We start from the raw sequence: 20,704 nt of genomic DNA on the forward strand, positions 1-20,704 counted from the left end.
CTGCATGTCCGAGGACCGGTTGTCAGTTCCGCCTGGCCTTGATCTGCTGCCAGGCCGCATCCAGCGATTGCCGTTGATCCGCTGCCAGGGTTTCCAGCAGGTAGCTGCGGCGTCGTTGTTCGGTGTTCAGAACCTGGCCGGGAGCGTTCTTCAGCAGTGCCTGCATGGCTGGGGAGGTGCTGGGAAGAGGGGCGTAGAAGCGAGTCGCCCGGGCGTTGCGGATGGCGTTCTGCGGCGCGATCAGGAAGTCGATGAAGCGGTAGGCCAGCGCCGGGTTCGGGGCATTGGCCGGTATGGCCAGGGTGTCGATGTAGATCGCGGCGCCTTCGTCTGGAATCAGGTAGGCCAGCCGGGGGTTCTTTTCCATGGCGCGGATGGCGTGCCCGCTCCAGCTCATGGTCAGGCAGAGCTTGCCGGCGGCGATATCGTCGATGTAGCTCCAGTTGTTCAGTGAGTGCAACTGCCCGGCGATCGGCTGCAGGCTCTGCAGGTTGCGTTCTATTTGACGGCCACTGCTGCTCGACAGGCTCCGGCCGCGGTAGTTGAGCAGGAGCGAGGCGGTTTCCTCGGCGGCATCCAGCAGGCCGATGCCACAACGGGCCAGCCGGCTCGCCTGTTGCTCATCGAACAGCAGGCTCCAGCTGTTGGGCAGCGGCGCGCCGTAGGTGGCCTGCGCGGCCTGCGTATTGACCAGCAGGCCGATGGAGCCCCACAGGTAGGGGACCGTATGCTGGTTGGCCCCGGGGATTCCGGCCAGCGTGGAGACCACCCAGGGATCGAGCTCCTGGTAATGCGCCAGCCGTTGGCTATCGATTTCCGCCAGCCGGTGCTGCGCCAGCAATTGCTTGAGCATGAAGTGCGACGGCACGACGACGTCATAGGCGTCGCCGCCGGCCATGGTCTGCAGCAACTCGTCGGTAGTGGTGAAGGCGTGGTAGTCCACGCGGATACCGGTCTGCTCGTGGAAGTCCTCCAGCACGGCAGGGTCGAAATAGTCTTTCCAGTTGTAGACGCGCAGAACCTGTTCGGCATGTGCGGCGGTGCAGAAGAGCAGGGCAAGCAGGCAAACCAGGTGCTTCATGGCGATGACATCCGTTGATGTGGGGACAGGTTCCGTCGCTCGGTGCCTGGCTGGTCCGCAGCCAGTTCCCGGATCCGGATTCAAGCGGTTTTTGCCGTGGAAGAATTGCCGCTGGCAGACAAGTCGTTGTGTGTGATTGCCAGGATGAACCGGCATGCGCCACTTCAAGTCGCCGCAGCGACCCTCGGACAGGTCTTCCGCGCCCCGCCCTGGGCCAGGCAGCGCACATCCAGACGGCGAAGTGGGAGCTAGGTCTTGAAGTGCTCCACCAGGCGCTGTTGCTGATTCGCCATGTCATGCAGCGAGCGGCCGATGCGTGACGACTCTTCCACCTGGGCAATGAGTGTCTCGCTGATATCCCTGATGCCGCTCACGCGACGGCTGATCTCCTCGCTTGCCGAGCTCTGCTGCACCGCTGCGCTGGCGATCTGCTGGGTCATCGAGTCGATCACCTCGACGGCGTCGCCAATGGTGCGCAGGGCCGCGTGGCTTTCGTCGACCAGCGCGACGCTCTGGTTCGCCTGCTCCCGGCTGAGCCGCATGCTGCCGGTGACCTGCTCGCTGAGCTGCTGCAGGGTTTCCACGACCTCGCGGATTTCGCCCACGGAATTCTGCGTGTGGCTGGCCAGCTGCCGCACTTCGTCGGCGACCACCGCGAAGCCGCGGCCCTGCTCGCCGGCGCGCGCGGCTTCGATGGCGGCGTTGAGCGCCAGCAGGTTGGTCTGCTCGGCGATGCTGCAGATCACGTCGAGGACCTGCCCGATCTGGCTGCTGCTGTGGGCGAGCGCCCGCACGTCCGCCAGGGTCTTTTCCAGCCCCCGGTCCAGTGCCGCGATGCTGTCGGCCGACTTGCCGAACACCACCAGCCCTTTTCTGCTGGCTTCCTCGGCCGCCGTCGCGGCCTGGGCGGTGCGGGACGAGCTGTGCGCCACGTCCTGGGAACTGACGCTCATCTGATGGAGCGCCGTGGCCGCTTGCTCCACTTCCTGATGCTGGAGCTGCATGCCGTCGTCGACTTGTGCGGCTATCAGCGCGGAGCGGTCGGCCGTTTCACGGGTGTGCAAGGCGGCTTTCTGGATCTCTCCGATGATGGGCTGCAGTTTGTCGAGGAAGCGGTTGAAGCCGCTGGCGAGCCTTCCGATTTCATCGCTGCGGCTGTTCGGCAGGCGTTGGGTGAGGTCGCCGTCGCCGTCGACGATGGCATCCAGCATGTCGGCCACCTGCAGCAGGGGGCGGGTGACGCCACGGGCCGCGAACCAGATCAGCAACAGGCCCGCGCCGCTGGCGAGGACGCCCAGCCCCAGGCTCATCCACGTCGCCTGCAGGTTCTGCCGGTTCAGCTGTGCCTGCAGCTGCAGCGCGGGGGCTTGCAGCACTGCCTGGGGCACACGTATCTGCAGGGTCCAGGGGCGGGCCGCGGGGACTTGCAGCTGCTGTCGTATATCGATCGCTTCGGTGCTGTCGGCATCCGCGGCGAGGGCCTTGCCCAGCCCCTCCGGGTCGCTGCTGTGCCCGACCAGAAGGCCGCCCGCGGAGAGGATGCTGACCTCGCCCTGGCCCTGGTAAAGGCTTGCGCTGAGGGTTTCGCTCATCTTCTGCAGCGTCGACAGGCTGATGTCGATGCCTACCACCCCGAGCGTCTTGCCGTCCTGGACGAGCGGCAGGGCGATGCTGCTCATCAGTGTCTTGCGGCCTTCCACTTCGACCGCATAGGGCTCGACCACGCAGGCCTGCCCGCTCTGCAGCGGGCAGGTGAACCAGGCGTTTTCCGCCTCGCTGCCGGGAGGGGCATGGTTGGCGGTGATGTTGGTTTCGTTCAGCACCGCCTGCACGAGCTGGCCGGGTTTGCTCTGCGACCAGTAGAGGGCGAAGCGGCCGGTTTCGTTGCCTGCCGCCGCGGGTTGATCGACGAAGCGCGAGTCCTGGTCGTCCAGGGCATTGGCTTGCAGGACCACGTACATGCCCAGCAGCTGCGGCTTTTCCCGCAGCGCCTCATGGGTCCTGGAGACGATCTGGCGGCGCAGGGCCTCGCTGGGGAGCTGGCCGACGAGCGCCTGTTCCCGTAGTTGCAGCAGTTGCTTGGCGAAGCCTTCGGCGTAGAGCCTGGTCTCATCGAGAAAGCGCTCCACGTGCAAGCCCTGGAGCGTGGCGCTCGCCTGCAGATGCGCGTGTGCGGCTTCCGAGAGCAGGCGGGTGCTTTCCCGTTCGAGCAGGCTGGCATTGCGCTGGGCCTGGTACAGCGTGGCGCCGAGCAGGCTGGCAACCACGGCAAGCAAACAGCATCCGCTGAGCACGCTGATCCGCCACTGGGCGCTGAGGCGCAAAACCGGCATGGCTTGGTCTCCTGGGCGGGGCGATGATGCAGGGAGCGGAGGAGGGGCCGCCATGTCCGCCTGGATCATCGCTTATCGCATTGGTCGATTCGTTGTTCTTGTTGGTGCGCGACAGAGGCTCCCGTCCGGGAGATCGGCGCGGGGAGATGGTAGGGGCGCAGGCTGTTACCGGGTTATCCCGAATCGGCAGGCCAGGACCATGGGGCTGCCGGCGTGATCCATATCGGGGCGTGGCGTTCGATGCTGCCGATTTGGGATAACACCCCGTGCAGGGTCGGCCTAGCATCAGTCTTGCCAGTGAGCCCTGAGCGACCCGTCGGTCGTCGGCAGGCCTAGAACAAGAAGTTCGTTGGTTGGTGAGAGCGCTGCAGTCTCTCCGTGTTTTCCTAACGACTGCCTCATATAACAAGGTCAAGAAAATGAGCGTACCCATGTCCCAGATCAGCAGCTCGACAGAGCTGAGGCGCGGCGCCCTAGGCGTCGGTTTCATCATCTTCTTCGTGGTTTCCGCCGCCAGCCCGCTGAGTGTCATCGCCGGCGGCTTCCCCATCGGCATCATGCTTGGCAACGGCGCCGGAACGCCGGCGTTGCTGGTGCTGACGCTGCTGGTGCTGCTGGCGTTCTCGGTGGGCTACACCTCCATGGCGCGGCACGTGACCAATGCCGGCGGCTTCTATGCGTTTTCCTCGCGTGGGCTGGGTGGCCTCGCCGGTGGCGCCGCGGGCGTCCTGGCGATGTTCGCCTACAACATCCTGCAGGTCGGCCTGTACGGCATGTTCGGCGGGGTGGTGGCCGGCACCATGGCCAGCGTCTTCGGCGTGGAGCTGCCGTGGTGGTTCTACTCGCTGTTGGCGATGACCAGTATCGCGGTCCTCGGCTATCGCCAGATCGATCTCTCCGCGCGGGTGCTGTCGATCATCGTGGTCGCGGAATACCTGGCCATCCTCACCCTGGACTTCGCCATTCTGAAGTCGGGCGGCGATGCCGGCGTGAACCTGGATTCCTTCAAGTCCGAGCATGTCTTCAGCGGCACGCCTTCCATCGGCCTGCTGTTCTGTTTCGCGGCCTTCATCGGCTTCGAGGCCACGACCATCTATGGCGAAGAGGCGCGGGATCCGCAGCGCAGCATTCCGGTGGCCACCTATGCCTCGGTATTGCTGATCGGTTGTTTCTATACGCTGTCGATCTGGTCGATGGTGGTCGGCGTGGGCGCCGACAAGATCGTGGCGACCCTGCAGGCGCTGGGGGACCCGACCACCTTCATCTACGGCATGTCCGACCACTTCGTCGGCCCCGAGCTGACCAAGGTGATCCGCGTGCTGTTCATGGTCAGCATCTACGCCGGGCTGCTGGCGTTCCACAACTCGGCTGCGCGCTATTTCTACGCCATCGGCCGCGATGGCCTGCTGCACCGCATGCTCGGCACCACCCACCGCATCCACCAGAGCCCGCACATGGGCTCGGCCCTGCAGAGCCTGATCGCCGCGGTGGTGGTGCTGATCTTCGCCGCCATGGATGCGGACCCGATCCTGCAGCTCTTCGCCTGGTTCTCCAGCCTGGCGACGCTGTGCCTGATCCTGCTCATGGCGCTGACCTCGGCAGCGGTGTTCGCCTACTTCTGGCGCCATCCGGAGATTCCGCTGGGGCTGCTGCGCGGCCGCATCCTGCCGGCTTTCTCCTGCCTGGCGCTGCTGTTCGTGCTGGCCATCGCGGTGATCCATTTCGATGTGCTCACCGGTTCCAGCAAGGCCCTGTCCTATGCGCTGTGCGCCGTCATCCCGGTGGCGCTGATCGCCGGTGTGCTGCTGGCGGCGCGCCTGCGCAGGATTTCGCCCGAGCGTTTCCAGGCGCTGGGCAGCCACAAGCTCTAGGCGCGACCCGCGTCGATATCTCCCACCACGAAAGACCAGTAGCCACCGGGCGGAGCGATCCGCCGGTGGGCGAAGGGAAGGTTCATATGTACGACTATCGCATGCTCATCGACGGTGCCTGGGTAACGGGCGAGAACGGTCACTTCGACGTGACCAACCCTGCCACGGGCGCGCCATTCGCCCAATGCCCGGCCGGCTCCCTCGGCCAGCTGGACCAGGCGGTGCAAGCCGCCCGCCGCGCCTTCGGGCAGTGGCGGCAGAGCACCCATGAAGAGCGGCGCGAATGCCTGCGACGGATTGCCGACGACATCGAACGGGAGGCCGGGGAACTGGCCAGGCTCATCGTCCTGGAGCAGGGCAAGCCGCTGGAGCTGGCCATCTCCGAGGTCATGGGCGGCGTCGCCTGGACGCGCTACAGCGCCGAGCAGGAGATTCCCGTGGAGCTGGTGGAGGAGACGCCGGCGCAGCGCGTCGAGCTGCACCGCAAGCCCCTGGGCGTGGTGGCCTCGATCACCCCCTGGAACTGGCCGTTCATGATCGCCGTGTGGCACATCATGCCGGCCCTGCGGGCGGGCAACAGCGTCGTCAGCAAGCCTTCCAGCCTGACGCCCTTGAGCACCCTGCGCCTGGTCGGGATCATCGCTCGCCACGTGCCCAGGGGCGTCATCAACATCGTCACCGGCGAGCGCGGTTTCGGCAGTGCGATTGCCCGCCATCCGGGCATCGACAAGATCGTCTTCACCGGCTCCACCGCCACCGGCCAGAGCGTCATGCGCGAGGCCGCCGGCAATCTCAAGCGCCTGACCCTCGAGCTGGGGGGCAACGATGCCGCCATCGTGCTGCCGGGCACGCCGGTCGAGCCGATCGCCGCGGACATCTTCCAGGCCGCGTTCCTCAACATGGGCCAGACCTGCGCGGCGCTGAAGCGGCTCTACGTGCACGAGTCCCAGTACCAGGCGTTCGCCGAGGCGCTGGTGGCGATTGCCGGGCGCCAGGTGGTCGGCGACGGGCTCGAACCCGGCGTGACCTTCGGGCCGGTGCAGAACCTCGAGCAGCTCGAGCTGGTCGCCGGGCTGGTCGAGGATGCCCGGGCCCAGGGCGCGCGCGTGCTGTGTGGCGGCGAGCGCCTGGAGCGCCCCGGCTTCTTCTTCGCCCCGACCATAGTCGCCGACGTCACCGATGGCCAGCGCCTGGTCGACGAGGAGCAGTTCGGCCCGGTGCTGCCGCTGATCGCCTACACCGATGTCGAGGATGTCCTGCGCCGCGCCAATGCCAGCGACGTGGGGCTCGGCGGCTCGGTATGGGGGGACGCGGCACAGGCGCAGGCGCTCGCCTCGCGCCTGGAAAGCGGCGTGGCCTGGGTCAACTGCCACGCGCAGATTCAACCGAATACGCCCTTCGGCGGCTGCAAGCTGTCCGGCTTCGGCGTCGAGTTCGGCCTGGAGGGCCTGCTGGAGTACACCGCCCAGCAGCTCCTGTACGTACGCAAAAACCCGTGAGAACCGAAGCCATGTACGAAAAATACAAGACCGCAGAGAAGAAGTTCTGGCACCCCATGAGCTCGTCCGCGCCGGCGAACCGGGCCAAGACGCTGGTCATCGCCCGCGGCGACGGCAACTACATCACCGACATCGACGGCAACCGCCTGCTGGATGGCGTGGGCGGCCTGTGGAACGTCAACGTCGGGCACAACCGTGCGCAGGTGAAGGCCGCCATCGCCGCCCAGCTCGACGAGCTGGCCTACTACCAGACCTTCGACGGCATCGCCCATCCCCGGGTGTTCGACCTGGCCGAGCGCCTTACCACGCTGTTCGCCTGCGAGCGCATGGCCCGCGTGCTGTTCAACTCCGGCGGTTCGGATGCGGTGGAAACGGCCCTGAAGATGGCCCGGCAGTACTGGATCGCCGCCGGCCAACCCGGCCGCGTGCGTTTTCTCTCGTTGCGCAACGGCTACCACGGCGTGCATGTCGGCGGCACTTCCGTGGGCGGCAATGGCGTCTACCACTACAACCATGGCCAGCTGTTGGCCGGCTGCCACCTGCTCGACACCCCCTGGCTGTACCGCAACCCCTGGGATTGCCGCGATCCCGAGCAACTGACGGAGCATTGCATCCGCCAGCTCGAGGAGCAGGTCGCCTTCCTGGGGCCGGACACCATCGCCGCGTTCATCGCCGAGCCGGTGCAGGGCGCGGGCGGGGTGATAGTGCCGCCGGACAACTACTGGAAGCGCCTGCGGGAAGTCTGCGACCGCTACGGCATCCTGCTGATCGCCGACGAGGTGGTCACCGGTTTCGGCCGCACCGGTTGCCTGCTCGGCAGCCGTGGCTGGGGCGTGGCGCCGGACATCCTGTGCCTGGCCAAGGGCATTTCCGCCGGCTACATCCCGCTGGGCGCCACGGTGTTCAACGAGCGTATCGCCGAGGCGATCGAGAACGCCCCGGGCTTCGCCAACGTGATCATGCATGGCTACACCTACAGCGGGCATCCGACCGCCTGTGCCGCCGCCCTGGCGGTGCTGGACATAGTCGAGGCCGAGGACCTGCCGGGGAACGCGGCGAAGGTGGGGGCCGAGCTGATCGGCAAGCTGCAGCCGCTGAGCGAGCGTTTCGACGTGGTCGGCGAGGTGCGCGGCAAGGGCCTGATGATCGCCCTCGACCTGGTAGCGGACAAGCGCACCCGGCAACCGCTCGACCCGGCCGCGGGGCACGCGGCCCGCATCGCCGACGCCGCCCGGGCGGAAGGGGTGCTGGTCCGCCCGGTGGGTAACAAGATCATCCTTTCGCCGCCGCTGACGCTCTCCTCCGACGAGGCGGGAATGATCGCCGCGGCCCTGGAAACCGCCCTCCAGACCTGTCGCTGAGTCTCGTGCGCCGGCCTGCGCAGGGCCGGCGCACGCTCCAACCGAAAAACAACAACAGCCTTCCCAAGGCGAAGAAGGAGCATCATGCATCATCGAAACATCTACCGAACCCTCGGTGGAGGGCTTGCGCTCGCCCTGAGTCTCACCAGCCAGGCCAACGCCCTGGAGCTGTACGCCGACGACGATACCCACCTGAACGCCGACGTCCTGGCGGTCTACGGCTGGCTGAACAGCCGCAAGAACTACGACGGCACGAGCGGCGGCAGCACCTGGCGGGAAGGCTTCATCAAGTACGGCCTGAGCGCGGACCAGGGGCTGGGGAGCGCCGGCAGCGCCTATGGCGCCTTCAGCCTGGTCAGTTCCGGCACCTGGGGCGACGGGGATGCCGCAGGCAATACCGACGGCTCCGAACGCACCACCAAGATCGAGGACGCCTACCTGGGCTGGCGCTCCGCCGGGATGTTCCCGGCGCTCGGCCAGGACGGGCTGGACGTTTCCTTCGGCCGGCAAGTGGTCAAGCTCGGCAGCGGCTTCATCATCAACGACGATGGTCCCAACCTGGGCCGTGGGCCGGCCGACGGCAAGCTGAACCGGGGCGGCGCCTACTACATCGCCGCGCGCCATGCCTTCGATCGGACCGCGGTGGTCCGCATCGGCGGCCAGGATGGCCTGCATGGCAGCCTCCAGTGGCTCAAGTCCGACAACCGCGCCCAGGCCGAGACCGAACTGGCCGCGGGCACCCTGGACTACACCGCCAAGCCGGGCACCCTGGGCCTGACCTGGGTCCACGGCATCGATGTCGTGGACCAGTGGGCCAGCGATTTCCAGAAGCAGCGCGAGGGAATGAACATCTACAGCCTGCGCGGCGAGGGCGACGCCGGCGTGGAGAACGCCAGTTTCGCCTTCGAATACGCCTGGCAGGACAAGGACGCCGGCAACGAGAAGGCCTGGTACGCCGAGGCGGGCTACACCTTCGCCGACGTCGCCTGGTCGCCCAAGCTGACTTACCGCTACAGCCGCTATTCCGAGGGCTGGGACCCGATGTTCAACGGTTTCAGCACCGGCTACGGCACCTGGTTCCAGGGGGAAGTGGCCTCCAACTACGCGGGCCCGTTCAACAGCAACACGGCCATCCAGCACCTGGGCCTGAAGGCCACGCCGCTGGAGAACCTGAGCGTTGGGGTGCTGTACTTCGACTTCGACACCCTGCACAAGCGCGATGCGCTGAACCTCGATGCCCGGGAGCTGGACCTGTACGTCGAATGGGCGGTCAACCCGCACCTGATCGTCACGCCGCTGGTCGGGCTCTATCGTCCGGACAAGGACGAGAGCAACGGCGGCAACCAGGTCGGCGGCAATGGCACCAATGTCTATAGCCAACTGATCGTGGCGGTGCCGTTCTAGCATCGTGAACCCGGCCCGTGGGGCCGCCTTTGGTGAAACGGCTGCCGGTTCGCTGGGCGGCCGCTTTTTTCGGGGTGTTCAGAAGCTCAGCGGGTAGCTGGTGATGAAGCGTACTTCGTCGTAGTCGCTGGCGTAGCTGCTGCGGACGGTGGAGGTACGCAGCAGGAAGGAGAGGTGCTTCAAGGGACCGTTCTGGATGCTGTAGCCGATGTCGCTGTCACGCTCGTATTCATGGCCGTCGGCCGCGGCGACGCGCTGGATGTCGCTGCCCCGGGTATAGCGGGTCATCAGCGTCAGGCCCGGCATGCCGAGGCTGGCGAAGTCATAGTCGTAGCGCACTTGCCAGGAGCGTTCGCCGGCCCAGAAGAAACCGCCGTTGGTGACCCAGTTGACCAGGTAGGGCTGCGGCGTGGAGCCCAGCAGCATGGGGAACATGTCTTCGCCGAGCATGCGCTGGTAGCTCGCCGAGAGGGTGTGGCCCGCGTGGCGGATGCCCAGGCGCAGGCCGTAGGCGCTGTTGTCTATGCGCCCGGAAAGCGCGCGGCCGGACTCGCCGTTGTGGAAATAGCTGAGGGTGCCGATCAGGCTCGTGTCCTGGCCCAGCGGCTGGTTGAGGGTGCCGCCCAGGTAGTGCTGGTCGTAGATGTCTTCGAGGTTGGCGAAGTAGTAGCTGGCGGCGAGCCGCGGGCCCCATTTGGCGTCCACCCCGGCGAAGTTCAGCTTGTTGCTGTCTTCGCTCGCCGGGTGCCCGGCCAGGTAGAACGACTCGCGGTTGCTGGAGGCCCGGGTACTGGTATTCCACAGTTGCCCGGCGGTGAACTTGAACCCCTGCAGCTCCTGGGATTCCAGCAGCACGCCCTGGAAGGTCTGGGGCAGCACGCGGACGTCATCCTGGAAGATCACCGGCAGCCTCGGCTCCAGTAGCCCGACCTTCAGGGTGCTTTGGGAGTAGCGCAGCTTCAGCGTCGCGCCGGCGCGGCCGAAGTCATCGGCAGGCTCGCCCGTGCGTGGATCGTAGGGCAGGCTGCCGTCGTTGCTGGTGCCGCTGCCGCCGTCCAGCTTGAGCGCGTAAAGACCGGTCAGGTCCAGGCCGATGCCGACGGTGCCTTCGGTATAGCCGGAGCGCAGGCGGGCCAGGACCGCCTGCGACCAGTTGCCGGCCTGGGATTGCGGGGCGTCGTCCTGGCGATAGTCGCGGAGCATGTAGAAGTTGCGCAGGGTGGTTTCCAGGTTGCCGTCGGCCAGCAACTCGGCCCGTGCGCAGAGTGGGGCCAGGACGCTGGCGGCGCACAGGGTGAGGCAGGGGCGAAGGGCATGACGAAGCTGCATGTGCGGTTCTCCTCGGGCCCGGCGAGGCCGGGCCCATTGGCAAGTGGGGGAGGGCGCGCTGGCCGCTGCAGGGCGCAGGTCGCCGGCCACCGTCCCGGGCGGGACGGCGGATCGATGGGTGGTGGTCGTGCGGGGGCGTCAGCGCAGGACGGGGTTCGCCGGCAGCGTCTGCCCGTGGCTTTCCTGCGCCTGTTCAGCGGCGCCGGACTGGCGCAGGAGGCTGTTGCGGAAGTGCCGGCGGCCGCGGCCGAGCAGGCCCACGCAGAGCACGGCGGCGAAGGTGACGATGATGGCTACGGAAGAGCCCACGGCCTTCGGGTCCTTGAACAACTGGTCGGTGAGCAGGGCCACCAGGGTGGTGCCCACGCCGAGCCCGACCAGGTTGGACACCAGCAGGAACAGCGCGGAAACCTGCGCGCGCAGATGGCTGGGGGTGAGTACCTGCATGGCGGCGGCGGAAGTCGAGATGGGGAAGGCGCAGAAGAACATGGCCGGCGCCAGCAGGGCGATGGACCAGCGCAGGTCGTCCACCAGCACGGCAGCCAGCGCCGGCGGTAGCATGCAGGCGGCGCCGAGCATGGCGCTGAGCAGGGCGCCGTCATGGTGGCCGCGCTTCTGTAGCACATCGATCAGCCAGCCCGCGCAGAACACGCCCGCGGTGTTCAGCACCAGCAGTATGGTGCCCAGGATGTAGCCGACCTCGACGGGCGAGAGACCGAATTTGCGCATGTACATCGCCGGGGTCCAGCTGAGCAGGGCGTACTGGCACATGGCGAAGAAGGAGAAGCCGATGAAGTGGCAGGCGAAGGTGCGCCGGTGCAGCCCGATGAAGCGCAGGCCGTCGCCGAGCGCGGCCTTGCCCTGGGCCTGCGGCTGGGCCGGCCGCCTGGGGTCGCGGACGCTGAGGGCGATCAGCAGGGCGACCAGCAGCCCGGGCAGGCCGACGATGAAGAAGGTCAGCTGCCAGGAGCGCACTGTGCCCAACGGCCCGAGTTCGATACTCGGCACGCCGCGCAGCAGGTCGATCACGTAGCCGCCGACCAGGAACGCCAGGCCACCGCCCAGGAAGGCGCCCATGGAATACAGGCCGAGGGCGCGGCCGAGCTTCTCCCGGGGGAACATGTCGCTGAGCATCGAATAGGTCGCGGGCGTCAGCGCGGCCTCACCGACGCCGACCCCCATGCGGGCAAGGAACATCTGCAGGAAGTTTTTCGACAGGCCGCAGGCCGCGGTGGCCAGGCTCCAGAAGGCGATGCCGGCGGCGATGATGCGCATGCGCGAGGAACGGTCGGCCAAGCAGGCGATGGGGATGCCCATGACGGCGTAGAACAGGGAAAACGCCATGCCGCTGAGCAGGCTGAACTGGGTGTCGCTGATCTGCAGGTCGGCTTTGATCGGTTCGATCATCAGCGAGAGGATCTGGCGGTCCACGAAAGAGAAGATGTAGGCGACCATGCACACCGATACGACGTACCACTCGTAGGTGTAGCGGGTTTTCCGGGGCTGAGTGAGAGGGGACACGGTTACTGGCTCCTGATAGGGGTGAAGGCAGATGGCCAAGCACATCGAGCTCGTTGTTCTTGTTGGGTAACCGGGCGTCGCGGAGGGCGGAGGGTGCCTCCGGTCAACGGCCGTGGGAGATTTTTGTCATGGAATATTCGGTTGTTTCAATATAAGTAAGTAAAATAATCAGAATATGAGATTTTTGTGATTTATTGGGTGAGGAATCTGGCGAGGGGATTTCCCGCTGCCGGAAGCCTAGGGGGGGTGGCATGGGGGATGAATCGGAGCGATTCCCATGCCGGGCGGGAATTTCCCCCAGGCGGCTAGGGGAAACCTTTGGTGGGGGCCTCAGGTGTGGAGTTGCGCATCCGTTTGTATTCAACTTGACCGGCTATGTTCATGCGTTCTGACCACCGATTGCATCGGATTGACCCGCGCGCTTTGTAGCCAGGACGGGCAGAGAATGGCCAGGAGCGGACTCGTCTAACGAGCCCGCTTAAGGTCGATGCGACGCCAACAGGGGGTCGATGCTAATCAGCTTCAGGCTCCATTAAAGAGCTGATCCAAAACCCCGGAGGGATTGGTAACTGATGATGGTGGCAGGCAACCATAATCACTGGCCAAAAACCCGATTTGATAGGTGACAGGTTCTGCAAGTCCACATCCATGCGGCATGCCTCTGCAATGGTTGCAATGAGTTGGCGCCCACCGCGATTCAACGGCAAGCCACAAAGGGCTCGCCCGTGAGAACTTCCGCCCACGTAAAGCTTCTCTTCCGACAGGGCATCAGGTAGCCAAAGCTGCAAGGTGCACTCTTTCAATTCATTTTGTGCAAGGCGGGTAAGTGCCTCGACCGCATCAGTTGCACCAAGCGCATGCAGCCAAGCCGCAAGCAGTGGAACTACGGTGCTTCCCGCCATTGCCTCTTTGAAATACGCGTCAGATCTATCACGTGGGTGATCGGCGAGGTCGCGGTAGTCAGAGAGGGAGCAGGTATAGCGGCCTCTTGTGCGGATAGTGAAGATAAGGCGAGATGCCATTTCCTGTAGCCAGGATGTCACCCCTGTCGCATCAAGCCCACTGGCCAGCCAAAGCTGAAGGAACAGGGAAATGCTGGTTCCTTGCCTATCTGCTATTGGCAGAAACAGAATGGGGTTGTTTCGAATTAGCTCTAGGCCCACCTGCGTAAGCTGCACAACGCTATGCCTGACCTGCTCTTGGTGTGCCTCATTGCTCCGCTCCCCGATCCAGTGGAGCCATAGTCCCGCCAAACCAATGCGGCCCAGCACTTCAAATAGGGCAAGGTTCACATCCAGCGAGCTTCGGGAGCCTGTCGCCATTGATATTCCATGGCGTACCTCGGCATACGGCAGCACCCTCTGCTCGATGAACTCCATAGAGATGGTGAGATGAAGTTCGATCATCTGCCGAACAACGATGCTGAGTGCCTTCGTCTCCCGGCCGTTGCTGCCGAGAGCAGGCCGGAGTAGCTCCCACGCTGTCAGCACCGCCAGCTCGCTCACCCGATAAGGGGACTCGATGTTGCCGGCACTACGGGCCCAAACGAACAGAATCCACAGACAGATGTTTAGTTGCCGGGCAGCGCGCACACGGGCTTTTCCCGACACGATGCCAGCCTGACACAAGTTCCCTACAAGGCGACTGAAGTGCTCATAAGAGACATCGGGCTCATCAACCAATGCAACAGCTTTCTGGAAGCTGCTACGCAACGGTTTTGGGAGAATTTCCTCGCGAAGTATTCCTTTCAGTATCATTCCGGCGATCTTGTCGCCATTCCACTCATCAAAGGTGATTCTTGCTGTCGTATTCCTGTCGATGAACCCAGTTAGCTTTTCTCGTACTTGCTCATTCACATCTCCTCCAAATGCCAGGCAGATGACAATCTTCAGCCCCTTGTATCTGGCCGGAATTCTGTGAGGGATGTATGCATCTAGAATCTCATCCAACGATGATCGTAGAGCTTGAGGATTTCCGTCCCAGTCTTGACGTGTAAGGTCACCCTGCTTGACAGAAAACAGAAAGAGCTTCTTCTCTCCATCGTCGTCCTTCCCAACTGCCGCGATGTCAACCCCGAGCTGGCTTGTTCCTCTTTGAGGGCGCGAATAGACATTGAAGCCCAGCTCGCTCAACAAGTCGGGGAGGATTGCATCCAGCTCATCTCTCTCCCTCAGCGATGCCAAGTAATCACGAATTAAGAGCTTCATCCTTTCATCCTCTCATGACGGAAAATACGGAGGACGTAATCAAGACCCACAGGATCAACGACTTCCATTCGCGGCATCTCGTAGGAAATTCCGTGGGAGTGAAGGTTGATTTCCAATGGGCGAAGCTTGTCTTGGCCATCGTCGACAAAGGTCAGTGAACGATTGCCATACAGCAGCACAGAGCGGCTCACCATGCTCAAGAAAACAGATTCGCTTTCTGCCTGTTTATGAGCAGCCCACATCTGATCAGAAATGCGCAGTCGCTCTATGCGGCGATGGTGTTCTGATGGTTGGAGCTCGACGATAAATGGAATAGAACGCTGTGCATCGAGATAAGCCGCGTGTTGAGCAAGAGCCTGGGCCACGGCATTGTTCGCAGCATCCTCTGGTGCAAGGTCTTCGAGGTATTTCCGCACACCGTCATAGTTTTGGAGCAACTGATTAACCAGCAGCTCTTGCACCGCTTGGGATGTATCCGTATCACAGACCCGTAGCACCGAGACCAAAATGGAGGCTGCCGTTGTCGGCTTGAAAAAGAACCAACCAACAGCCTTTCGACATATGAACACTAGTGCAGTAGGAGAAGTAGCCAGATCTTCAGGCTTAAGGCTCAATGGCACGCCGTCCAGTCCTGGGCCCTGTATAGCTTTGGCAAGACCACCACAGAGACGGGGAGCACCGAGCTCTAGCCAGCGAACTACTACTCGACTCAGGAGATCAGGAGAGCCGGAAAGCAACGTCTTGGTGAAACTATCCAATGTCCCGAGTTCTAGGTCGTCGTCTGGGCGTGAAAGCAGCTTGGTTACAAAGGACACCGCAGCCTCGGCGTGCCCGTGCTTCAATAACACCTGCAGGCCGAGATCCAGCTCTTTTACGGTTCCCTTGTTGGCCGACTCCAGATGATCCAATGCACCCAGCAGGCAGGCGACGATATCTTGCGTGAGTGCCTCGCGGCAGCTCCAAAGCGCACGCGCACACTGATGTATGGTGAATTTTCCGGGATTGATTACCAGCCGATTTATAAGCGCGTTTGCATCTGCAGGTGCGACGTCACGAACACGCGCCAAGATTTCCATCGTCGCATGCAACACACTTGCCTTAGTAGGGTCGTCAATGCCGCCATCTAGCAGTGCATTGAAGACTGCAAACGTCTCGATACATGACGCTGAATCTAGGTGCTCGACACGCCCCAGCGCAGAAATGGCTGCCTGGCGCCGAACATCCGAATAGTCAACAGCAATACGGCGTGCCTCATTCAAATCACTAATGGCCTCTAACGCGAACGAAAGATGGTGGCTAGCAAGCTCATTACCTTGATGCGCTGCGGCGATGACCTCTCTAGCACGCAGGGGAAAATTCGCGCACCATTTCCGAAACGCGTCATTAGGCTGGTAGGCAGCACCGTCCTCTCCTCCACGCGTCACTAGTGCGTCTACACAAGCCATTACTCGCCCAGGCTCTGCCTCCAACTTAGGCAGAAGCTGGCAGAAAAAGTGCGAAGCCATGAAGAAGTCGAAGCTATCAAGCGCTTGTATGGCATTACCTTCAACAAGAGCCAACAAATCGATAGTTCCTGCGTTATGCAAATCAACGCAACGCTCTTCGATCACATGAGTGTCCATCCTGCCACTCATCCCAAACTGGTTAGCCATTTGGCTAACCAATTCTCTACGCTCGAACAACTCGACCAACTCTTCGGATGTCGGTGCCTTATCCATGATCCCTCACTTCAATCGTATTGATTGGCTAGGTTTCCGCTAAAGCCATTACCAAATGGAAATTTATACTCTTCTGGTTAATGAGTTTCCGCGTCAGGTCAAAATCGACCTGGCGTGGGCGGCAGCTTCTGGCCGATTGCTGCCCCCGCGAGCGGCGACTTCGGGTCATTCTCTGCCAGTCATGGCCACGCAGTGTGATGGTCAGACCCGATGCAAATGCTTGGTCAAGTAAGCGCAACTCCGCACTCAGCCATCTTGACCGTCGGCCTCGAGCATGTTGCGGGCGATGCGGCGGGCGGTGTCGATGACCATGTCGGTCACCGTCTCCTGGCGCAGCAGCCTGAAGTTTTCGGTGGTCCCCACCGCCGAGATGCTGCCCAGCACCTCCTTGCCGTCGGCGCCGAGGATGGGCGCGGCGATGCCTGTCAGGCCGCGGTTCAGCTCGTCGTGGGTGATGCAGTAGCCGTCCTTGCGGATGCGCTTGGCGGCGCGGGCGAATTCCGACCAGCTGTAGGTATTGCCCGGCTCCCTGGAGATTTTCTCCTCGAACAGCCGCTGCAGCTTGCGCCCGCGCTGGAAGGCCACCAGCACCTTGGACTGCGCGCCGCGGAACAGCGGCAGCGGGTGGCCGCGGCCGAAGGCGAAGCGGTAGTTCTCGTCGGGCTCGGTGATGTAGGTGTTGATGATGTGCCCGTCGTAGAAGACGCTGGCGAACACCGCCAGCCCGGTCTGCGCCGACAGCCCGTGCATCAGTTCGCGGCCGGCCACCAGGATGGGGTCGTACTGCCGCATCATCCAGTCCAGCTCGATGATCCGCGGGCCCAGGCCATAGCTGCCGGCGTTCACGCGGGTGAGCAGGCCCGCCTCGCATAGGTCCTTCACGTAGCGGTAGACGGTGGCGCGGGACAAACCCATGCGCTCGCCGATGGTGTCCGTATCCAGTTGCAGGTTCTGCGGGCTGAACAGGTCCAGCACGTTCAGCATCTTGCTCAAGCTACTCATGGCGCTCCTTTCTCGGTACCCGGGCTCCCGGGGCTGCTGGGCCGTCGTCCATGGCGGGGCGGACGACGGCGCCGGGTTCGCTGGCAGCACTATTGGGCAGCAGCCATGGGCTTTCAAGACCGCTGCCCGTGCCGGCATGCCTCCTTTCCCTGCCGCTGCGAGATCGGTGGCTTGGGAAAGGCTGCGTTCTCCTGGCGGATATTAGCGCTCTAAAATCTCATTTGTCTCTTATTTTGAGAGTTTTGCTCAAAAAATATTGTTGGTTGATTTTTGCTGTGCAATAAATCTCATCACTCGCAACCAACCCAGTCGAGAGCTAGAAACATGAATGGTGCCGAATTGCTGGTCAGGGCCGCCGCGGCCAGCGGGATCGAATACTGCTTCGCCAATCCTGGAACCACGGAGATTCCGCTGGTCGCCGCCATGGCCGCGGAGCCTGCGCTGAAACCGGTGCTTTCGCTGTTCGAAGGCGTATGCACCGGCGCCGCCGATGGCTACGGGCGCATTGCAGGCAAGCCGGCGATGACCCTGACCCATCTCGGTCCCGGCTTTGCCAACGGCATCGCCAACCTGCACAACGCCCGCCGTGCGAACACCCCGATCGTCAACGTCATCGGTGACCACGCGTCCTGGCACGTCAACTACGACCCGCCGCTGGCCAGCGATATCGAGGCCCTGGCGCGGACCGTGTCCGGCTGGGTGCGTACTTCGCGCCGCGCCGCCAGCATCGGCGAGGATTTCCTCTGTGCCGTGCAGGCCGCCTGGCAGCCGCGCGGCCAGGTCGCCAGCCTGGTGCTGCCCATGGACCTGCAGGCGCGCGACATCGTGTTCGACGACGCTTTCCCCAAGCCGACGCCGCCGGTTCGACGCTTCGCCAGCGACAAGGTCGAGGCCGTTGCGCGCCAGGTGCGCGCCGGCAAGCGCCTGGTGTTCATCGTCGGCGATGAAGGGCTGTCCGTCGCCGGGCTGCAAGCGGCGGGGCGCCTTGCCGGCCTGCCCGGCGTGCGCCTGTTCGCCGAGACCTTCCCGCGCCTGAGCTACCGCGGTGGTGGCTTGCCGGACCTGGACCGGCTGCCGTACTTCCCTGAGGTGGCCATCGAAATCCTCAACCAGTACGACGTCGTGGTCTGCGCCGGGATACCCGAGCCGATCAGCTATTTCGGCTATGAAGGCATTCCCTCCCGGCTGGCCGAGCGCGACCGCCTGCTGTGCCTGGCCGAGGTCGGCGACGACGTCAGCGGCGCGCTGGCCGCCCTGGCCGAGATGCTCGATGCGCCGGCCTTCGTGCCTGCGCCGGTGGGCGTCGAGTTGCCCGCCGCGCAGGAGCGGTTGACGCCGCAATCGGTTGGCCGGGTGCTTGCCGCGGCCTTGCCGGAGGACTGCATCGTCTCGGTGGAGGGCGGCACCTGTGGCTACCCGTTCTTCACCGCTTCGGCCAACGCGGCGCGCCATCGGGTGTTGACCAACACCGGCGGCGCCATCGGCCAGGGCATCCCCGTGGGCTTCGGCGCGGCGCTGGCCGAGCGCGGCAACCGGGTGTTCTGCCTGCAATCCGACGGCAGTGCCCAGTACACCATCCAGACCTTGTGGAGCATCGCCCGGGAGCAGTTGCCGGTGGTGATCCTGATCGCCGCCAACCACCGCTACGCAATCCTGCAGAACGAGCTGCGCCGCTTCGGCCTGAGCGAACTCGGCCCCCAGGCCCTGGCGCTCACCGAGCTGGACCGCCCGCGGGTGGACTGGAAGGCCCTGGCCAAGGGCTATGGCGTACCGGCCAGCAGCGTGCGCAGCAATGCCGAGCTGCAGCGCGCGCTGGCCGAGGCCGCCGCTTCGGCAGGGCCGTGCCTGATCGAGATGGAGCTTTGAGGAGCGCGTGATGAGCGAGATCGAACTTTTACCCGCGGTACGCGAGTTCCTGGCCAAGCCCCAGGGCCTGTATATCGGCGGCAGTTGGCAGGCCGCCGCGGCCGGTCGCCGCTTCGCCGTGGAGAACCCGGCCAGCGAGGCGCCGTTGTGCGAAGTCGCCGAGGGCGACGAGCGGGATGTGGACGCCGCGGTGGCTGCCGCCCGCGCGGCATTCGAGGGGCCCTGGCGGCGCGAGTCTCCGGCGCGCCGGGGGTTGTTGCTGTTCCGTCTGGCGGAGCTGATCGACGCGCATGCCGAGGAGCTGGCGCAGCTGATCACCCTGGAGAACGGCAAGCCGATCGCCAATGCCCGCGGCGAGGCGGCCAGCGCGGCCAACATCGTGCGTTATTTCGCCGGCTGGCCGACCAAGATCGAGGGCAGCACACTGCCGGTGTCGCCGGCCAGCGGCACGCCGATGCTCAACTACACGCTGCGCGAGCCGGTGGGCGTCTGCGCGCTGATCGTGCCCTGGAACTTCCCCCTGACCATGTGCGTGTGGAAGCTCGGCCCGGCCCTGGCCACCGGCTGCACCGCGGTGCTCAAGCCCGCCGAGCAGACGCCGCTGGTGGCCGTGCGCCTGGTGCAGCTGATCGAGGCGGCGGGCTTCCCGCCGGGCGTGGTCAACCTGCTCACCGGCTTCGGCGTGCGCACCGGCGCCCCGCTGGCGCAGCATGCCGACGTGGACAAGATCGCCTTCACCGGCTCGACCCAGGTCGGCCGGCTGATCGCCCAGGCCGCCACCGGCAACATGAAGAAGGTCTCCCTGGAGCTGGGGGGCAAATCGCCGAACATCATCCTGCCGGACGCCGACATCGCCCGTGCGGCAAAGGGCGCCGCCGACGGCATCTTCTACAACCAGGGCCAGGTCTGCACCGCCGGTTCCCGCCTGTACGTGCATGAGAGCGTGCTCGACCAGGTGCTGGCCGAGCTGCGCCGGCATGCCCGCGCCCATGTGCTCGGCCCCGGCCTGGACCCGCGCAGCAGCATGGGGCCGCTGGTCTCGGAACGGCAGCTGGGGACGGTCAACGGCTACCTGCAGCGCGGCCGCGAGGAGGGCGCCGAGCTGATCTGCGGCGGCCAGCGTCCGGCGCACCTGGAGAAAGGCCATTTCATCGAGCCGACGGTGTTCCTGGACCGGGCCGAGCGGGCCTGCGTCGCCCGCGAGGAAATCTTCGGCCCGGTGCTGACGGTGATGAGCTGGTCGGACATCGACGAGCTGGTCCTGCGCGCCAACGACACCCCCTACGGCCTGGCCGCCGGCCTGTGGACCCGCGACCTGCGCTCGGCGCACCGGGTTGCCGCCGCGCTCAAGGCCGGCTCGGTATGGATCAACTGCTGGAACGTGGTCGACCCGGCCTCGCCTTTCGGTGGCTACAAGCAATCCGGCTGGGGCCGGGAAATGAGCAAGAACGTGATCGACGCCTACACCGAGACGAAAAGCGTCTTCGTCGATCTCGCCTGACGAACCAACGA

At 64.5% G+C, this 20,704-nt stretch carries 13 protein-coding genes and 1 pseudogene; 6 read left to right on the forward strand and 8 right to left on the reverse strand.

Features of this window, described 5'->3' with window-relative positions; genetic code table 11:
* Positions 1–22: 22 nt before the first annotated feature.
* The 3 genes and pseudogenes from ACTWJ5_RS13940 to ACTWJ5_RS13950 form a co-directional block, all read right to left on the reverse strand.
* Positions 23–1,081, reverse strand: coding sequence for an extracellular solute-binding protein (locus tag ACTWJ5_RS13940; RefSeq protein ID WP_444439085.1), 1,059 nt, complete (start codon positions 1,079–1,081; stop codon positions 23–25).
* 248 nt (positions 1,082–1,329) lie between these two features.
* Positions 1,330–2,085 carry a methyl-accepting chemotaxis protein gene (locus ACTWJ5_RS13945; protein WP_444439590.1) on the reverse strand — a complete coding sequence of 252 codons (756 nt, stop codon included), beginning with the start codon at positions 2,083–2,085 and terminating at the stop codon, positions 1,330–1,332.
* Positions 2,086–2,235: 150 nt separating this feature from the next.
* Positions 2,236–3,483, reverse strand: a pseudogene (locus ACTWJ5_RS13950) (PDC sensor domain-containing protein); the annotation flags it as partial.
* A gap of 362 nt (positions 3,484–3,845) precedes the next feature.
* On the opposite strand from ACTWJ5_RS13950, the gene ACTWJ5_RS13955 reads away from it, so the two are divergent.
* The 4 genes from ACTWJ5_RS13955 to ACTWJ5_RS13970 all read left to right on the forward strand — a co-directional run bounded on the left by ACTWJ5_RS13955 (position 3,846) and on the right by ACTWJ5_RS13970 (position 9,549).
* Positions 3,846–5,285 carry an APC family permease gene (locus ACTWJ5_RS13955; protein WP_370311332.1) on the forward strand — a complete coding sequence of 480 codons (1,440 nt, stop codon included), beginning with the start codon at positions 3,846–3,848 and terminating at the stop codon, positions 5,283–5,285.
* A gap of 86 nt (positions 5,286–5,371) precedes the next feature.
* Complete coding sequence (locus ACTWJ5_RS13960; protein ID WP_074979517.1) at positions 5,372–6,784, forward strand: aldehyde dehydrogenase family protein; 1,413 nt, start codon at positions 5,372–5,374, stop codon at positions 6,782–6,784.
* Positions 6,785–6,795: 11 nt separating this feature from the next.
* Positions 6,796–8,145 (forward strand): aminotransferase class III-fold pyridoxal phosphate-dependent enzyme, encoded by a 1,350-nt coding sequence (locus tag ACTWJ5_RS13965; RefSeq protein ID WP_301502112.1) that lies wholly within the window; start codon positions 6,796–6,798, stop codon positions 8,143–8,145.
* An 84-nt stretch (positions 8,146–8,229) separates the two neighbouring features.
* Positions 8,230–9,549: a hypothetical protein gene (locus ACTWJ5_RS13970; RefSeq protein ID WP_301502111.1), complete on the forward strand. Its 1,320-nt coding sequence runs from the start codon at positions 8,230–8,232 to the stop codon at positions 9,547–9,549.
* 78 nt (positions 9,550–9,627) lie between these two features.
* Here the strand turns inward: ACTWJ5_RS13970 and ACTWJ5_RS13975 are convergent, their stop codons facing one another.
* The 5 genes from ACTWJ5_RS13975 to ACTWJ5_RS13995 all read right to left on the reverse strand — a co-directional run bounded on the left by ACTWJ5_RS13975 (position 9,628) and on the right by ACTWJ5_RS13995 (position 17,326).
* Complete coding sequence (locus ACTWJ5_RS13975) at positions 9,628–10,878, reverse strand: OprD family porin (protein WP_301502109.1); 1,251 nt, start codon at positions 10,876–10,878, stop codon at positions 9,628–9,630.
* 138 nt (positions 10,879–11,016) lie between these two features.
* On the reverse strand, positions 11,017–12,444 hold the full coding sequence (locus tag ACTWJ5_RS13980) for a spinster family MFS transporter (protein WP_436410231.1): 1,428 nt from the start codon (positions 12,442–12,444) through the stop codon (positions 11,017–11,019).
* 467 nt (positions 12,445–12,911) lie between these two features.
* Positions 12,912–14,606, reverse strand: coding sequence for a chemotaxis protein (locus tag ACTWJ5_RS13985; RefSeq protein WP_301502105.1), 1,695 nt, complete (start codon positions 14,604–14,606; stop codon positions 12,912–12,914).
* Complete coding sequence (locus tag ACTWJ5_RS13990) at positions 14,603–16,324, reverse strand: hypothetical protein (protein ID WP_301502104.1); 1,722 nt, start codon at positions 16,322–16,324, stop codon at positions 14,603–14,605. The genes ACTWJ5_RS13985 and ACTWJ5_RS13990 overlap by 4 nt, the downstream gene beginning before the upstream one ends.
* Positions 16,325–16,570: 246 nt before the next feature.
* Positions 16,571–17,326 (reverse strand): IclR family transcriptional regulator, encoded by a 756-nt coding sequence (locus ACTWJ5_RS13995; RefSeq protein WP_301502103.1) that lies wholly within the window; start codon positions 17,324–17,326, stop codon positions 16,571–16,573.
* Positions 17,327–17,650: 324 nt separating this feature from the next.
* On the opposite strand from ACTWJ5_RS13995, the gene ACTWJ5_RS14000 reads away from it, so the two are divergent.
* Positions 17,651–19,192: an acetolactate synthase large subunit gene (locus ACTWJ5_RS14000; RefSeq protein WP_116425355.1), complete on the forward strand. Its 1,542-nt coding sequence runs from the start codon at positions 17,651–17,653 to the stop codon at positions 19,190–19,192.
* Positions 19,193–19,202: 10 nt separating this feature from the next.
* On the forward strand, positions 19,203–20,693 hold the full coding sequence (locus ACTWJ5_RS14005) for an aldehyde dehydrogenase family protein (protein ID WP_444439089.1): 1,491 nt from the start codon (positions 19,203–19,205) through the stop codon (positions 20,691–20,693).
* Positions 20,694–20,704: the final 11 nt, after the last annotated feature.

It is taken from the genome of Pseudomonas sp. A6, assembly GCF_052367875.1.
Taxonomy (GTDB): Bacteria; Pseudomonadota; Gammaproteobacteria; order Pseudomonadales; family Pseudomonadaceae; genus Pseudomonas; species Pseudomonas citronellolis.

Bases quoted from the DNA above. Each gene is read 5' to 3' on its own strand.
- ACTWJ5_RS13970 (WP_301502111.1), top strand. From the start codon at position 8,230: ATGCATCATCGAAACATCTACCGAACCCTCGGTGGAGGGCTTGCGCTC.
- ACTWJ5_RS13975 (WP_301502109.1), bottom strand. From the start codon at position 10,878: ATGCAGCTTCGTCATGCCCTTCGCCCCTGCCTCACCCTGTGCGCCGCC.
- ACTWJ5_RS13985 (WP_301502105.1), bottom strand. From the start codon at position 14,606: ATGAAGCTCTTAATTCGTGATTACTTGGCATCGCTGAGGGAGAGAGAT.
- ACTWJ5_RS13965 (WP_301502112.1), top strand. From the start codon at position 6,796: ATGTACGAAAAATACAAGACCGCAGAGAAGAAGTTCTGGCACCCCATG.
- ACTWJ5_RS13940 (WP_444439085.1), bottom strand. From the start codon at position 1,081: ATGAAGCACCTGGTTTGCCTGCTTGCCCTGCTCTTCTGCACCGCCGCA.
- ACTWJ5_RS14000 (WP_116425355.1), top strand. From the start codon at position 17,651: ATGAATGGTGCCGAATTGCTGGTCAGGGCCGCCGCGGCCAGCGGGATC.
- ACTWJ5_RS13945 (WP_444439590.1), bottom strand. From the start codon at position 2,085: ATGCAGCTCCAGCATCAGGAAGTGGAGCAAGCGGCCACGGCGCTCCAT.
- ACTWJ5_RS13980 (WP_436410231.1), bottom strand. From the start codon at position 12,444: ATGTGCTTGGCCATCTGCCTTCACCCCTATCAGGAGCCAGTAACCGTG.
- ACTWJ5_RS14005 (WP_444439089.1), top strand. From the start codon at position 19,203: ATGAGCGAGATCGAACTTTTACCCGCGGTACGCGAGTTCCTGGCCAAG.
- ACTWJ5_RS13995 (WP_301502103.1), bottom strand. From the start codon at position 17,326: ATGAGTAGCTTGAGCAAGATGCTGAACGTGCTGGACCTGTTCAGCCCG.
- ACTWJ5_RS13955 (WP_370311332.1), top strand. From the start codon at position 3,846: ATGTCCCAGATCAGCAGCTCGACAGAGCTGAGGCGCGGCGCCCTAGGC.
- ACTWJ5_RS13990 (WP_301502104.1), bottom strand. From the start codon at position 16,324: ATGGATAAGGCACCGACATCCGAAGAGTTGGTCGAGTTGTTCGAGCGT.
- ACTWJ5_RS13960 (WP_074979517.1), top strand. From the start codon at position 5,372: ATGTACGACTATCGCATGCTCATCGACGGTGCCTGGGTAACGGGCGAG.